Here is a 14,953-nt window from a genome sequence, read left to right on the forward strand (position 1 = left end):
GACAATAGTGCGGTATCGGGCAAATAAGTCGTGGCAGCATGGGTCTTTTCGGTTCGGCTGCTGTCCAAAAAATCAGACCGCTTTTGTCGAGGGAGATAGAGATGAGTGCAGGTAAGGCATTTTTGATTTTGCACGGTAAGCAAGCGCTCAACGAAGACGTGCGGGCTGCGGTGGAGCAACGGCGCGCCATGGGCTGGGAGCTGACAGTACGCCTGACATGGGAGGCCGGGGATGCCCAGCGGCTTGTGCACGAGGCTCTGGAGGCGGGCTATGACCAGATCATCGCGGGCGGTGGCGATGGCACCTTGCGCGATATTTGCGAGGCCCTGGCATTGGCCGATACCGAGGCCGGTCTGGTGCTGTTGCCGTTGGGCACTGCCAATGACTTTGCCCGGGCTGCCGGTATCCCGCTGCAACCCGATGAAGCCCTGGCCTTGCTGGACGTCCCCGCCCAAGCCATCGATCTGGGGGAGGTGGGTGGCCAGATATTCTTGAACATGGCCACGGGCGGCTTTGGCAGCCAGGTTACGGCCAATACCTCGGAAGACCTGAAAAAGGTGCTGGGCGGGGCGGCCTATCTGTTTACCGGGCTGACGCGTTTCACCGAACTGCACGCCGCGTATGCCGAGCTGCAAGGGCCGGACTTTCACTGGCAGGGTAATTTGCTGGCGCTGGGGATCGGCAACGGTCGCCAGGCCGGTGGCGGGCAGGAGCTGTGCCCACAGGCTCTGGTCGATGACGGTTTGCTGGATATCAGCATTCTGCCTGCACCCCAGGAAGTGGTCAGCACCTTGAAAGAGTTGATGGCCGGCGGCTGGAGCCTGGATAACCTGTTTGTCCGGGCGCGTGTGCCCTGGGTTGAAATCAAGGCGGCCGAGGGGCTTTCAATGAATCTGGATGGCGAGCCGCTGGAGGGTGATGCCATGCGCTTTGAAGTACGCAAGGGCGCGTTGAAGGTGCATTTGCCAGAAAACTCTCCACTGCTCAGCACGTCGACCCCAATTGATCCCGCGCAACTGCAGGAGGGATGACAGCAGCAACTGCCAGTCATAAAGAATCAGCCAGGCCGGCCGATAACCCCGGGCATCAAGCCCTTACGCCCAGGAGTTATTCATGGCCGGCATTCTCGACACGGTAGACCAGCGGACTCAGTTAGTGGGAGAAAACCGGCTGGAACTTCTCATGTTTCGCCTGGCGGGCCGGCAACTGTTCGCGATCAACGTGTTCAAGGTGCAAGAAGTCCTCCAACTGCCCAAATTGACCCTCATGCCGCACCGTCATCCTCATGTGTGCGGTGTGGTCAACCTGCGCGGCAAAACCCTGCCGGTGATCGATCTGTCCCGGGCGATCGGCATGCGCCCGGTGGTGCCGGGGCCCGACAGCACGATCATCGTCACCGAGTACAACCGTTCAGTTCAGGCGTTCCTGGTGGGCAGCGTGGACCGTATCGTCAATATGAACTGGGAGGCCATTCTGCCGCCGCCGGGCAGTGCCGGGCGCCAGCATTACCTGACCGCGATCAGCAAAGTCGATGAACAGCTGGTGGAGATTATCGACGTGGAAAAAGTGTTGGCCGAGATCGTCCCGTACAACGCCCGGGTCTCGCGCGAAAAACTGGCAGATCCGCTGCTGGAGCAGGCCCGTGGCCGTGAAGTGCTGCTGGTGGATGACTCCAGTGTGGCGGTGGCGCAATTGCGTGAAACGCTGTCGCAGTTGGGGCTCAAAATGCATGTTGCCAGCGATGGCCTCAAGGCCTTGAACATGCTCAAGGGATGGGCGGACACAGGCCAGGTCATGACGGACAAGTTGCTGATGATCTTTACCGATGCCGAAATGCCGGAAATGGACGGTTATCGCCTGACCACCGAAATTCGTAACGACCCGCGTTTGCGCAGCCTGTACGTGGTGTTGCACACCTCGTTGTCGGGGAGCTTCAACGAGTCGATGGTGAAGAAGGTCGGCTGCGACAACTTTCTCTCCAAGTTCCAGCCGGACAAGCTGGTGGATGTGGTGCGTCAACGCTTGATGCTGGAGCAAGTGCCGGCGTAACTTCGGGGGAAAAACTGATTTTTGCTCGTATACTTTGGCTTTTTAACTCTCTCGAGGCAGGCCAATGTTGCGTCTAAGCGCGCTTTATCGTTTTCCGCTGAAATCCGCCAAGGGCGAAAGCCTGCCCCAGGCCCGTCTGGACCGGCTGGGCCTGGTTGGTGATCGACGCTGGATGCTGGTCGATGAAGCGAGCGGCAGGTTCCTGACCCAGCGTGCCGACCCTGTAATGAGCCAGCTCTCGGCACTGTGGAACGCCGCCGGCGGTTTGACCCTGAGTGCCCGGGGTTTTGACCCGCTGGAGGTGAAGGTGCCGGATGCCGAGTCGAATCTGCGGGGGGTCACCATCTGGCGTGACACTTTGCGGGTGCCGGATGCGGGCGACGCTGCCGCTGACTGGCTAAGCCGCTTTGTCGAAAAGCCGGTACGGCTGGTGCATGTTCCGCTGGAGCGTGCGCGCACCACTGAAGCGGGCTATGGCCGTGATGATGACAAAGTGGCGTTTGCCGATGGCTACCCGCTGTTGCTGATAGGTCAGGCGTCGCTGGATGATCTTGGCGCCAGGGTCGGTCGCGAACTGGACATGCTGCGTTTTCGGCCAAACCTGGTGATTGAGGGCAGCGAAGCCTTTGCCGAAGACGGCTGGAAGCGCATCCGCATTGGTGATACCGAGTTTCGTGTGGTCAAGTCCTGCTCGCGTTGCATCCTCACGACGGTTGATCCGCACACCGGTGTGCGTGATGAACAGCGCGAGCCGCTGGCCACCTTAATGACTTATCGCAAGCAGGCAGAAGGGACTATGTTCGGTCAGAACCTGGTGAATGACGGTAACGGTGTGCTCGAAGTCGGCATGCCGGTAACCATTCTGGAGTAAACCCTTACTCTGTAGGAGCGAGCTTGCTCGCGAGCTGTTAAAAGCTCGCGAGCAAGCTCGCTCCTACAGCAAATCGGTGTGTTTACTGGTCGTCAAAATAACGTTCGTGCCAGTCCACCAGCGGCTGCGGTACGTTGAGCTTTTGGCCGTAGATCACCGAATAAGACAGTACGTTCTGCACATACTGGCGTGTTTCGTCGAACGGGATGCTTTCGATCCAGACATCAAAGCCCAGGTGGTTTGCACCCTTGAGCCATTGGCGAACGCGGCCGGGGCCGGCGTTGTAGGCCGCGGAAGCCAGCACCCGGTTGCCGTTGAACTGGCCATGGACCTGACTCAGGTAGGCAGCACCCAGCTGGATGTTCTTGTCCGGGTTGAGTACTTGCTGTGGCGAGGCCAGCGGAATGCTGAATTTGCGTGCGGTTTCTTTGGCGGTGGCCGGCATCAACTGCATCAGACCGCTGGCGCCCACACCCGAACGGGCGTCATCCATAAAGGCACTTTCCTGACGGGTAATGGCAAATACCCAGCTCGAATGCAGCCCACGAACTTTGGCTTCTCGTACCAGCGTGTCGCGGTGTGCCATCGGGAAGCGAACATCCAGGTCATCCCAATACTGCGCTTGCGCCATGGTACGAATGGCGGGGAAGTACCACTTCAGGTCGTAGGCCAGTTTGGCCTGGGCGACCATTTCATCGCGGCTGAACAAGCGGCTGACGTAATACCACTCGCGTCGGCCATCGACGATTTGTCCGCGCTCATGAAATTCCAGTGCGCGCTGCACGCCGGGCGTGTTGCGTACTTTATTGATCAGCTGCGGGCTGAGCATCAGCGGCTTGTTATTGAGCTGATACGGGGTCTGGGCCCGGTCGGCGGCCAGAAAGCCGTAAAAATCCCGCTCACCGGCGACTTTTTTGAACAGCGCCAGCGCTTGCGGGTTTTTAGGCTCGGCCAGTTCAAGGCTGCGGGCTTGCCAGTAACGCCAGCGGCTGGTGGTTGCCAGGTCCTGGGGCAGTTTGGTGGTCAACTGGTAGGCGTCTTGCCAGCGTGCCAGGCGTAACAGCAGGCGCAGACGCCATTCGGTGACCGTGTTGTCCCGCAGTTCCGGGTCGTACTTGGTCATGATGTCCAGGCCGCGACTGTCGTAGCGACGGGCGAACGTCAGGCCGATTTCCCGGGCTATGGCGACTTTTTCGTCCCGCGAGAAATGCATGCTGCTGGCGTAGCTGTCGAGCAGGGATGCGGCTTTTTCCGGGTCCTGGCGTGCCAGACGGCGCAGGCCAAGGCCAACGGCATCAGACATGGCTTCGCTGGCGGGGGCGAAGCGCGACGGCTGGCTGAGCATGTCGGGCTTCTGGGCCACATCAATCATCAGCCTGGCTTGTGGGCCCAGCGTGTTGAGGCCGTTGGCCAGGGAGGTGGCAAGCCCGTAGTTGCGCGCTTCAGCTGCCAGCTTGACCCGCTTCCAGCGTTTTTGCTCGGTCAACTGGCCTTCGGCGGCCCACTGGCTGAACAGCGCGTCGCAGGCGGCAGGCTGTGCCTTGCCGACCATCCACAGTTTTTCGGCGTTGGCATAGCCTTCGGCCTTGAGGTTGTGCTTGAGCTGATACTGGCCGTTGAGGCAATCGAGTTCGGTGAAATTGAGCTTGGGGTCGTAATACTTTTCAAAAGTCGCCCAGTCGCCGCGCTCTGCCAGCCAGCGCAGCCAGCGCAACTTCATCCAGTTGGCCTGGGGGAGGTCGCCGTGTTGGGCCAGGAACTGCTCGATTTCAGGGTTGCTGGCCGACTTCAGACGTGCGGTCAGCTCGTCGTAGGCCAGATACGGGGTCAGGGGATAACTGCGCAGCGCGGCGGCATTTTGAAAGTAAGGGCCGGAATCACCCTTGGCCAGGGCGCGCTTGGCATCATCGTAGAGCTGACGTTGTTGAGTGAGATCTGCAGCGTGGGCGGTTTGCACGGCGCAGGTAGTGAGAAGCAGGCAGGATAAAAAGTTGAAAAGACGACTGCGCATGTGGCTTCCGTACAAATGAAAAACGCGACAAGCGCAGGGCGACCCGCGCTGATTGTGCCGTAGCTTAGCCTTTTGCCAGCGCCCCGTGAAAGCCTTGCCGGCCAACCGGTGCTACTTGGCACTAAATGAAGGGTAGACGGGGCCGTACAAGAAATACCCGGCCGCCTGGGGGCTCAAATCAGGTAGAATGCGCGCCCAGTTTTTGGAGAAGCTCATGACCCTGCTCAAATTCAGCGATGTGTCCCTTGCTTTCGGCTCTATGCCGTTGTTGGACAAGGTGTCCTGGCAGATCGCCCGTGGAGAGCGGGTGTGCATCATCGGCCGCAACGGCACCGGAAAGTCCAGCATGATGAAGCTGGTAAAAGGTGATCAAAAACCCGATGACGGCTCTGTTTGGCGCGCGCCCGGCCTCAAGATTGGCGAATTGCCGCAAGAGTTGCCTGCGGCCGACGAACGGACCGTGTTCGACGTGGTTGCCGAAGGTCTGGACGGTGTTGGTGAACTGCTCGCGCAGTACCACCACCTGAGCCAGAACATCGTTACCGATGCTGACCTGGACAAGCTGATGCACGTCCAGCAAGACCTCGAAGCCCGCGACGGCTGGCGCTTGCAGCAATTGGTAGACAGCACCCTGAGCCGTCTGCAGTTGCCGGCTGACAAAACCCTCGCCGAATTGTCCGGCGGCTGGCGTCGTCGCGTCCTGCTGGCACAGGCTCTGGTTTCCGAACCGGATCTGCTGCTGCTCGACGAACCGACCAACCACCTGGACATCGGCGCTATTGCCTGGCTCGAAGAGGCCTTGATGGGCTTCCAGGGCGCGGTTCTGTTTATCACCCACGACCGTTCCTTCCTGCAGAATCTGGCCACCCGGATTCTGGAACTGGACCGTGGCGGCCTGATCGACTGGAACGGCGACTACGCCAGCTTCCTGGTGCACAAAGAAGCCACCCTGGCAGCTGAAGAAACGGCTAACGCCCTGTTCGACAAGCGTCTGGCCCAGGAAGAAGTGTGGATCCGCCAGGGCATCAAGGCGCGCCGCACCCGTAACGAAGGCCGTGTTCGCGCCCTTAAAGAGCTGCGCGTTGAGCGCAGTGAGCGTCGCGAACGCACCGGCAAGGCCAATATCCAGCTTGATACTGCCGACAAGTCCGGCAAGCAAGTGATGGTGCTGGAAAACGTCAGCTTTGCTCACCCGGGTGGTCCGTTCCTGCTCAAGGACTTCTCCATGGTGCTGCAGCGTGGCGACCGTATCGGTCTGCTGGGCGCTAACGGTACCGGTAAAACTACCCTGCTGAAGTTGATGCTGGGCGGCCTGGTGCCTACCGAAGGCACGGTTGAAGAGGGTACGCGCATCGACGTGGCTTACTTCGACCAGTTGCGCCATCAGCTGGATCTGGAAAAAACCGTGATCGATAACGTGGCCGAAGGCCGCGACTTTATCGATATCGACGGTCAGAGCCGCCACGTGCTCAGCTACTTGGGTGACTTCCTGTTCAGCCCTCAGCGTGCCCGCACGCCGGTCAAGGCGCTGTCAGGTGGTGAACGTGCCCGTCTGTTGCTGGCCAAGCTGTTCAGCAAGCCAGCCAACCTGCTGGTGCTCGATGAGCCGACCAACGACCTGGACGTTGAGACCCTGGAGCTGCTTGAAGAGGTCTTGCTGACCTTCAAGGGCACCGTGCTGATGGTCAGTCACGACCGGGCATTCCTCGACAACGTGGTGACCAGCACCCTGGTATTCCAGGGCGAAGGCAAGGTCCGTGAATACGTCGGTGGTTATCAGGACTGGTTGCGTCAGGGCGGCTCGCCGCGCCTGTTGGGTGTTACCGAGAGCAAATCCGGTAAGGCCGACCTGACTTCGGCAGTGGTCACTGCAGCACCGGCTCCGGCCGCCGCTGCACCTGCACCGGCAGCGAAAAAGAAGCTGAGCTACAAGCTGCAGCGCGAGCTGGAAGCCTTGCCAGGCGATATCGATGCGAAAGAGCAGGCAATTGCCGCCGTTGAAGCCGAAATGGCTGATGCGGGCTTCTATCAGCTGCCAGCCGCCAAAACGGCTGAAGTCATCGCCCGGCTTGAGAAGTTGCAAGCCGAGCTTGAGCAGCTGGTTGAGCGTTGGGCCGAGCTGGATGCCTGATTGAGCGCCTGCTGAACTGAAAAAGCCCGGCCCTTTGAACAAGGGGGCCGGGCTTTTTTACTGTTGCGGGAGGCTTAATCAGGTTTTTTCAGGCTGACCGCCAGCACATCGCACGGAGCACCATGCAGCACATCGTTGGCAGTGGAACCCAGCAGCAGTGCCAGGCCGTGACGGCCATGGCTGCCGACCACGATCAGGTCGCAGTTTTCGGCTTTCGCGAAGCCATGGATTTCCTGGCGCGGCTGGCCATAGGCGAGTTTGCAGTTGTCTTTGGACAGTTGCGGGTAGATATCGATCAGGCGTTCAAGGCGTTCCTTGGCCTGATCAAACTGTTGTTGTTGCAGTTGCGACAGGTCCATCGGAACATCGCCGCCAAAGGCCATGGCCATAGGCTCGACGATGTGGATCAGCGACAGTTTGGCACCGTTGGCCTCGGCGCTGGCGCTGGCGCGATAGATCACCGGATCGCATTCTTCGGTCAGATCGACGGCGACTAGAATGTGGGTGTAGGGCTTTGGCGTGGACATGTGCGGCGCTCCTGTAAATGGTGAATTGTTATGAGTATGGCCCTTTTTGTAGAGCCTTGGTTCAAGTCAGGGTCAACTCGTTTAGTCAGGTAATGAGAGTACAGATATGACGGTATGGATAGTGGTGTCAATCCTGGCGCTGGTTCTTAGCCCCCTGGCATGGTTGCGGCCTTCACGTAATCAGAGTGGCCGGATGGATCTGCGCATGGAGGCGCGGCGCATGGGGCTGGCCATGCAACTGGCGCCCCAGGAGTGGCCGCACTGGCTTGAGCCGGAGCCGCCGAGTTCCTGTGCGCAATACCATCGCCCGCGCCGCAGTACTAAGCCTGATGTATGGTGCTATTGGCAATCGGCTCCGGGGAAATGGCTCAATCGCTGGCAGGAAGAATGTGTGGATGAGCGCTTGCTGGCGCAGTTTGAAAAGTTGCCGGCCAACGTCTACAAAGTTGAGGCCGATGCGCAAATGATCGTGCTGGTATGGGGCGAACGGGGCGATCCTGCGGTCTTGAAGGCCATTGATCAAGTGCTCCGGGCGCTGGCGTAGCGCTTGTGGAGCGAGCTTGCCTCGCGATGCAGGCACCGCGTTTTGCTTGAAACATCGCGGTGATGCAATGGCGGGGCAAGCCCGCTCCTGCAGGGTGGTTTTGTCATCGTTGTTTTGGACAATTGACAATCGCGGGCTTTTCCCTGAAGGTGTCGACACCCAAATCAAACGGGCGTATGAATTGAGCGTTTGTCTTCCTCGACGGCGCTCACAGAACCCCGACTATCGCGTTGGCGGGTGTGCCTGGCGGCCTGGCATCAACATTGACGCAAAGGTCAGTGACAGCCAGACGCTAGCGTCCGACGTGTACTGTTCAGCTTCCATATCGTGGAGATCAGTTGATGATTTACGAAGGTAAAGCCATCACGGTTACGGCTCTTGAAAGTGGCATCGTCGAACTCAAGTTCGATCTCAAGGGTGAGTCCGTCAACAAGTTCAACCGTCTAACCCTGAACGAATTGCGTCAGGCAGTGGATGCGATCAAGGCAGATGCTTCGGTCAAGGGTGTTATCGTTTCCAGCGGCAAAGACGTGTTTATCGTCGGCGCAGACATCACCGAATTCGTCGAAAATTTCAAGTTGCCGGATGCTGAGCTGATCGCGGGTAACCTCGAAGCCAACAAAATCTTCAGTGCTTTCGAAGACCTCAATGTACCTACCGTTGCGGCCATCAATGGCATCGCGTTGGGTGGCGGTCTGGAAATGTGCCTGGCAGCGGACTTCCGCGTCATGGCCGACAGCGCCAAGATTGGCTTGCCTGAAGTAAAACTGGGCATCTACCCGGGCTTCGGCGGCACCGTACGTTTGCCGCGTCTGATCGGCGTTGATAACGCTGTTGAATGGATTGCCTCAGGTAAAGAAAACCGCGCTGAAGACGCCCTGAAAGTCGGCGCCGTTGATGCTGTTGTCACCCTGGACAAACTAGGTGCAGCTGCGCTGGACGTGATCAAGCGCGCCATCAGTGGCGAGCTGGACTACAAGGCCAAGCGCCAGCCAAAGCTTGAAAAACTCAAGCTGAACGCAATTGAACAAATGATGGCTTTCGAAACCGCCAAAGGTTTCGTCGCCGGCCAGGCCGGACCAAACTACCCGGCCCCGGTTGAAGCGATCAAGACTATCCAGAAAGCCGCGAACTTCGGTCGTGACAAGGCGCTGGAAGTTGAAGCCGCAGGTTTCGCCAAACTTGCAAAAACATCGGCTTCGCAATGCCTGATCGGGTTATTCCTCAACGACCAGGAATTGAAGAAAAAGGCCAAGGCCTACGACAAGATCGCCAAAGACGTGAAGCAGGCAGCCGTACTCGGCGCTGGCATCATGGGCGGCGGTATTGCCTATCAGTCGGCTTCCAAAGGCACGCCGATCCTGATGAAAGACATCAACGAACACGGCATCGAGCAAGGTCTGGCAGAAGCCGCCAAGCTGCTGGTAGGTCGCGTTGATAAAGGTCGCATGACCCCGGCGAAAATGGCCGAAGTGCTCAACGGTATTCGTCCGACCCTGTCTTACGGTGATTTCGGCAACGTCGACCTGGTGGTCGAAGCTGTAGTCGAGAACCCGAAGGTCAAGCAGGCCGTACTGGCTGAAGTGGAAAACCACGTCCGCGAAGACGCGATTCTGGCGTCCAACACTTCGACTATCTCCATCAGTTTGCTGGCCAAGGCCCTCAAGCGTCCGGAGAATTTTGTCGGCATGCACTTCTTCAACCCGGTGCACATGATGCCGCTGGTTGAAGTCATTCGTGGCGAGAAATCCAGCGACCTGGCTGTAGCAACCACCGTTGCCTACGCCAAGAAAATGGGTAAAAACCCGATCGTGGTCAACGACTGCCCGGGCTTCCTGGTCAACCGTGTGCTGTTCCCGTACTTCGGCGGTTTCGCCAGGCTGGTCAGCGCCGGTGTCGACTTTGTGCGCATCGACAAAGTGATGGAAAAATTCGGCTGGCCGATGGGCCCGGCGTACCTGATGGACGTGGTCGGCATCGACACCGGTCACCACGGTCGTGACGTGATGGCTGAAGGCTTCCCTGATCGCATGAAAGACGATCGCCGCTCGGCGATTGACGCTCTGTACGAAGCCAAGCGCCTGGGCCAGAAGAACGGCAAGGGCTTCTACGCCTACGAAGAAGACAAGCGCGGCAAGCAGAAGAAAGTCGTTGATTCCAGCGTACTTGAAGTGCTCAAGCCGATTGTCTACGAGCAGCGCGACGTGACTGACGAAGACATCATCAACTGGATGATGATCCCGCTGTGTCTGGAAACCGTACGCTGCCTGGAAGACGGCATCGTTGAAACTGCGGCCGAGGCCGATATGGGTCTGGTTTACGGCATTGGCTTCCCGCTGTTCCGTGGCGGCGCATTGCGCTACATCGACTCGATCGGTGTTGCACAGTTCGTGGCCCTGGCTGATCAGTACGCTGAACTGGGCGCGCTGTACCACCCGACTGCGAAGCTGCGCGAGATGGCCAAAAACGGTCAGAGCTTCTTCGGTTAAGCGCCCCATTAGAGTGAGAGTGAAATTATGAGTTTGAATCCTAGAGACGTGGTGATTGTTGACTTCGGTCGCACCCCGATGGGCCGCTCCAAGGGTGGCATGCACCGCAACACCCGTGCTGAAGACATGTCTGCGCACCTGATCAGCAAAGTGCTGGAGCGCAACAACAAGGTTGACCCGAACGAAGTGGAAGACGTGATCTGGGGCTGCGTAAACCAGACCCTGGAGCAGGGCTGGAACATCGCACGCATGGCGTCGCTGATGACCCAGATCCCACATACTTCGGCCGCGCAAACCGTGAGCCGGCTGTGCGGTTCGTCCATGAGCGCCCTGCACACTGCTGCCCAGGCGATCATGACCGGTAACGGTGACGTTTTCGTGGTCGGTGGCGTCGAGCATATGGGTCACGTGAGCATGATGCACGGCGTTGATCCTAACCCGCACATGTCGCTGTACGCGGCGAAAGCCTCGGGCATGATGGGTCTGACCGCTGAAATGCTGGGCAAGATGCATGGCATCACCCGCGAGCAGCAGGATGCCTTTGCCGTGCGTTCTCACCAGTTGGCCCACAAGGCGACCATTGAAGGCAAGTTCAAAGACGAAATCATCCCGATGCAGGGATATGACGAAAATGGCTTCCTGAAAATGTTCGACTACGACGAGACCATTCGTCCGGATACGAGCATGGAAAGCCTGGCTGCGTTGAAGCCGGCCTTCAACCCCAAGGGCGGGACAGTGACTGCGGGCACTTCGTCGCAGATTACCGATGGTGCCTCGTGCATGATCGTAATGTCGGCCCAGCGTGCGAAAGACCTGGGTCTTGAGCCGCTGGCAGTGATCCGCTCGATGGCTGTTGCCGGTGTGGATCCGGCGATCATGGGCTATGGTCCTGTACCGGCCACGCAAAAAGCATTGAAGCGCGCAGGCTTGAATATGGCCGATATCGACTTCATCGAGCTCAACGAAGCTTTCGCTGCACAGGCCCTGCCGGTGCTGAAAGATTTGAAAGTGCTCGACAAGATGAATGAGAAGGTTAACCTGCACGGCGGTGCCATCGCCCTGGGCCATCCATTTGGATGTTCGGGTGCTCGCATCTCCGGCACTTTGCTCAATGTAATGAAGCAAAATGGCGGCACTTTCGGGTTGTCCACCATGTGCATTGGTCTTGGCCAGGGCATTGCCACTGTCTTCGAACGCGTCTAAAGCGTTGCGTTGATGGAAGCCGGGGCCATGTGCCCCGGTTTTTGTTTTTTGGATGTTTTGAATTTTTTTCTTTTAGGGAGCGCAACATGTCGGTACAACTTGGGCTCTACCAACACTATAAAGGCCCGCAATATCGGGTGTTCAATGTGGCGCGCCACTCCGAGACCGAAGAGGAGGTCGTGTTTTACCAGGCCTTGCATGGAGAATTCGGCTATTGGGTGCGTCCGCTGAAAATGTTTATTGAAACGGTCGAATATGAGGGCAAAACAGTCCCCCGATTCGCTCTGGTAAAGGCTGAACCGAGTATTTTTCCCAAGCCATGAGGCGAGGTCGCGCAGAACCCTGTGCTTGACCTCACCTTGTAGCCACTATATATAGCGGTGCCGCGTCAGGCGCGAACCGCCTTTCACTTCTAGAATTCAGGAATTTTCTGATCCATGGGCAAATCGCTGGTCATTGTGGAATCCCCGGCTAAGGCCAAGACCATCAACAAGTACTTGGGTAACGAGTACGTGGTGAAGTCGAGTATCGGCCATATCCGAGACCTGCCCACCAGCGGTTCGGCTAGCGCCAGCAAAGAACCTGCTGCCAAGCGCGGCAAGGCGGCGGCTGGTGAAGTGCCGGCCCTGTCGCCAAAAGAGAAGGCTCAAAAGCAGCTGATCTCGCGCATGGGTGTCGATCCGGAACATGGCTGGAAAGCCAAGTACGAGATCCTCCCGGGCAAGGAAAAGGTCATCGAAGAGCTGCGCCGGCTCGCCAAGGATGCTGACACCATCTATCTCGCAACCGACTTGGATCGCGAGGGGGAAGCCATTGCCTGGCACCTGCGCGAAGCCATCGGTGGTGATGACAGCCGCTACAAGCGCGTGGTGTTCAACGAAATCACCAAGAAGGCGATTCAGGAAGCCTTCTCCAGGCCGGGCGAGCTGGACATCAACCGTGTCAACGCCCAGCAGGCGCGTCGTTTCCTCGACCGCGTGGTGGGTTACATGGTTTCGCCGCTGCTGTGGGCGAAAATCGCCCGTGGCCTGTCGGCCGGTCGGGTGCAGTCGGTTGCCGTGAAGCTGGTGGTTGAGCGTGAGCGTGAGATCCGAGCCTTCAACCCTGAAGAATACTGGGAAATCCACGCCGATCTGGGCACTGCCAAGGGCGCGAAAGTGCGCTTCGACGTTGCCCGTGAAAAAGGCGAAGCCTTCAAGCCGCTGAACGAAACTCAGGCCATGGCGGCGCTGGAGAAGCTAAAAGCCTCCAGCTACACCATCTCCAAGCGTGAAGACAAGCCGACCAGCAGCAAGCCTTCTGCGCCATTCATTACTTCCACCCTGCAACAGGCCGCGAGTAACCGCCTGGGCTTCGGGGTGAAGAAAACCATGATGATGGCCCAGCGTCTGTATGAAGCCGGCTACATCACGTATATGCGTACCGACTCCACCAACCTTTCGGCTGATGCCGTGGAAATGGCGCGCACTTACATCGAGGGTGAGTTCGGTGCTGCCTACCTGCCGCCGGCCCCCAACGTATATAGCAGCAAGGAAGGCGCGCAGGAGGCTCACGAAGCCATTCGTCCTTCTGACGTAAACACCGATCCAAGCAAGCTGTCGGGCATGGAACGTGATGCTGAGCGGCTCTACGAGCTTATCTGGCGCCAGTTTGTTGCTTGCCAGATGCTGCCGGCCAAATACCTGTCGACCACCGTCAGCGTCGCTGCTGGTGACTTTGAGCTGCGTGCCAAGGGCCGCATCCTGAAGTTCGACGGCTACACCCGGGTCATGCCGCAAATTGCCAAGCCTGGCGACGACGATGTATTGCCGGACATGGCCCAGGGCGACGTGCTGAAACTGATCGAACTCGATCCGAGCCAGCACTTTACCAAGCCGCCTGCGCGTTACTCCGAAGCCAGCCTGGTAAAAGAGATGGAAAAACGCGGTATTGGTCGTCCTTCGACCTACGCCGCGATCATCGGCACCATCCAGGATCGTGGTTACGTGGCGCTGCATAACCGCCGCTTCTACTCCGAAAAAATGGGCGACATCGTTACCGAGCGTTTGTCCGAGAGCTTCTCTGACCTGATGGACTACGGCTTTACCGCCGGGATGGAAGAAAATCTCGATGATGTGGCGCACGGTGAGCGCGACTGGAAAAACGTGCTGGACGAGTTCTATGGCGACTTCAAAAAGAAACTTGAAGTAGCGGCCGCGCCGGAAGGCGGGATGCGTGCCAACCAGCCGGTAATGACCGACATCCCGTGCAAAGAGTGCGGGCGTCCGATGCAGATTCGTACCGCGTCGACCGGTGTATTCCTGGGTTGCTCGGGCTACAGCTTGCCGCCTAAAGAGCGCTGCAAGGCCACGGTCAACCTGGTACCTGGCGACGAAATTGCTGCCGACGACGAGGGTGAGTCCGAATCGTTGGTGCTGTTGGGCAAGCACCGCTGCCCGATTTGCAGCACCGCGATGGATGCGTACCTGCTGGATGAGAAGCACAAGCTGCACATCTGCGGTAACAACCCGGATTGCACCGGCTACGAAATCGAAGAAGGCAGCTACCGCATCAAGGGCTACGAAGGGCCAAGCCTGGAGTGCGACAAGTGCGGCAGCGAGATGCAGCTCAAGACCGGTCGTTTCGGCAAGTTCTTCGGTTGCACCAACGCCGAATGCAAAAACACCCGCAAACTGCTGAAAAGTGGTGAAGCTGCGCCGCCGAAAATGGACCCGGTAAAAATGCCGGAGCTCAAGTGCGAGAAGGTCAACGACACGTATATTTTGCGTGATGGTGCTTCGGGGTTGTTCCTGGCGGCCAGCCAGTTCCCGAAAAACCGCGAGACCCGTGCGCCGCTGGTGATTGAAATCGTGCCGCACAAGGACGAGATCGATCCCAAGTACCACTTCCTGTGTGAAGCGCCGAAGAAGGACCCGGATGGTCGTCCAGCGGTGATTCGCTACAGCCGCAAAACCAAGGAGCAGTACGTGCAGACTGAAGTTGAAGGCAAGCCGACAGGCTGGCGTGCCTTCTACGACGGCAAAAGCTGGAAGGTTGAAGACAAGCGTAAAGAGAAAGACGCTTGATTTAGCGTGACGGCTTAACAAAAAACCGCGCAAGGGCTGCATGCCTTGCGCGGTTTTTTTGTG

General features: G+C 58.4%; 11 protein-coding genes. 9 read left to right on the forward strand and 2 right to left on the reverse strand.

Features of this window, described 5'->3' with window-relative positions; translation table 11 throughout:
- The first annotated feature begins 101 nt into the window (after window positions 1–101).
- From yegS to WG29040_RS05965, 3 genes are all read left to right on the forward strand, one after another.
- A complete protein-coding gene (gene yegS, locus WG29040_RS05955) occupies window positions 102–1,031 on the forward strand; it encodes a lipid kinase YegS (RefSeq protein WP_003446607.1) in 930 nt (309 codons plus the stop codon).
- A gap of 82 nt (window positions 1,032–1,113) precedes the next feature.
- Window positions 1,114–2,049, forward strand: a complete 936-nt coding sequence (locus WG29040_RS05960) for a chemotaxis protein CheV (RefSeq protein ID WP_127195843.1) — start codon at window positions 1,114–1,116, stop codon at window positions 2,047–2,049.
- 64 nt (window positions 2,050–2,113) lie between these two features.
- Entirely contained in the window at window positions 2,114–2,920 is an 807-nt protein-coding gene (locus tag WG29040_RS05965; protein WP_127195844.1) for an MOSC domain-containing protein, read from the forward strand.
- 82 nt (window positions 2,921–3,002) lie between these two features.
- On the opposite strand, the gene WG29040_RS05970 is transcribed toward WG29040_RS05965, so the two are convergent.
- On the reverse strand, window positions 3,003–4,931 hold the full coding sequence (locus WG29040_RS05970; RefSeq protein ID WP_003446610.1) for a transglycosylase SLT domain-containing protein: 1,929 nt from the start codon (window positions 4,929–4,931) through the stop codon (window positions 3,003–3,005).
- 214 nt (window positions 4,932–5,145) lie between these two features.
- On the opposite strand from WG29040_RS05970, the gene WG29040_RS05975 reads away from it, so the two are divergent.
- Complete coding sequence (locus WG29040_RS05975) at window positions 5,146–7,062, forward strand: ATP-binding cassette domain-containing protein (protein ID WP_003446611.1); 1,917 nt, start codon at window positions 5,146–5,148, stop codon at window positions 7,060–7,062.
- A gap of 74 nt (window positions 7,063–7,136) precedes the next feature.
- On the opposite strand, the gene WG29040_RS05980 is transcribed toward WG29040_RS05975, so the two are convergent.
- Entirely contained in the window at window positions 7,137–7,589 is a 453-nt protein-coding gene (locus WG29040_RS05980) for a universal stress protein (protein WP_003446612.1), read from the reverse strand.
- A gap of 106 nt (window positions 7,590–7,695) precedes the next feature.
- Between WG29040_RS05980 and WG29040_RS05985 the strand changes: the two genes are divergently transcribed.
- The 5 genes from WG29040_RS05985 to topA all read left to right on the forward strand — a co-directional run bounded on the left by WG29040_RS05985 (window position 7,696) and on the right by topA (window position 14,890).
- A complete protein-coding gene (locus tag WG29040_RS05985; protein ID WP_003446613.1) occupies window positions 7,696–8,133 on the forward strand; it encodes a hypothetical protein in 438 nt (145 codons plus the stop codon).
- Between the two features lie 341 nt (window positions 8,134–8,474).
- Window positions 8,475–10,622, forward strand: a complete 2,148-nt coding sequence (gene fadB / locus WG29040_RS05995; protein ID WP_127195845.1) for a fatty acid oxidation complex subunit alpha FadB — start codon at window positions 8,475–8,477, stop codon at window positions 10,620–10,622.
- A 27-nt stretch (window positions 10,623–10,649) separates the two neighbouring features.
- Complete coding sequence (gene fadA / locus WG29040_RS06000; protein ID WP_003446615.1) at window positions 10,650–11,825, forward strand: acetyl-CoA C-acyltransferase FadA; 1,176 nt, start codon at window positions 10,650–10,652, stop codon at window positions 11,823–11,825.
- Window positions 11,826–11,911: 86 nt separating this feature from the next.
- Window positions 11,912–12,148 (forward strand): DUF1653 domain-containing protein, encoded by a 237-nt coding sequence (locus WG29040_RS06005; protein ID WP_003446616.1) that lies wholly within the window; start codon window positions 11,912–11,914, stop codon window positions 12,146–12,148.
- Between the two features lie 114 nt (window positions 12,149–12,262).
- Entirely contained in the window at window positions 12,263–14,890 is a 2,628-nt protein-coding gene (gene topA / locus WG29040_RS06010) for a type I DNA topoisomerase (RefSeq protein WP_003446618.1), read from the forward strand.
- Window positions 14,891–14,953 lie beyond the last annotated feature (63 nt).

It is taken from the genome of Pseudomonas sp. PAMC 29040, from assembly GCF_003994535.1.
GTDB classification, from domain to species: domain Bacteria; phylum Pseudomonadota; class Gammaproteobacteria; order Pseudomonadales; family Pseudomonadaceae; genus Aquipseudomonas; species Aquipseudomonas paraversuta.

What these genes read in the sequence shown, in the direction of transcription:
- yegS (WP_003446607.1), top strand. Translation starts at nt 102, where the DNA reads ATGAGTGCAGGTAAGGCATTTTTGATTTTGCACGGTAAGCAAGCGCTC.
- WG29040_RS05960 (WP_127195843.1), top strand. Translation starts at nt 1,114, where the DNA reads ATGGCCGGCATTCTCGACACGGTAGACCAGCGGACTCAGTTAGTGGGA.
- WG29040_RS05965 (WP_127195844.1), top strand. Translation starts at nt 2,114, where the DNA reads ATGTTGCGTCTAAGCGCGCTTTATCGTTTTCCGCTGAAATCCGCCAAG.
- WG29040_RS05970 (WP_003446610.1), bottom strand. Translation starts at nt 4,931, where the DNA reads ATGCGCAGTCGTCTTTTCAACTTTTTATCCTGCCTGCTTCTCACTACC.
- WG29040_RS05975 (WP_003446611.1), top strand. Translation starts at nt 5,146, where the DNA reads ATGACCCTGCTCAAATTCAGCGATGTGTCCCTTGCTTTCGGCTCTATG.
- WG29040_RS05980 (WP_003446612.1), bottom strand. Translation starts at nt 7,589, where the DNA reads ATGTCCACGCCAAAGCCCTACACCCACATTCTAGTCGCCGTCGATCTG.
- WG29040_RS05985 (WP_003446613.1), top strand. Translation starts at nt 7,696, where the DNA reads ATGACGGTATGGATAGTGGTGTCAATCCTGGCGCTGGTTCTTAGCCCC.
- fadB (WP_127195845.1), top strand. Translation starts at nt 8,475, where the DNA reads ATGATTTACGAAGGTAAAGCCATCACGGTTACGGCTCTTGAAAGTGGC.
- fadA (WP_003446615.1), top strand. Translation starts at nt 10,650, where the DNA reads ATGAGTTTGAATCCTAGAGACGTGGTGATTGTTGACTTCGGTCGCACC.
- WG29040_RS06005 (WP_003446616.1), top strand. Translation starts at nt 11,912, where the DNA reads ATGTCGGTACAACTTGGGCTCTACCAACACTATAAAGGCCCGCAATAT.
- topA (WP_003446618.1), top strand. Translation starts at nt 12,263, where the DNA reads ATGGGCAAATCGCTGGTCATTGTGGAATCCCCGGCTAAGGCCAAGACC.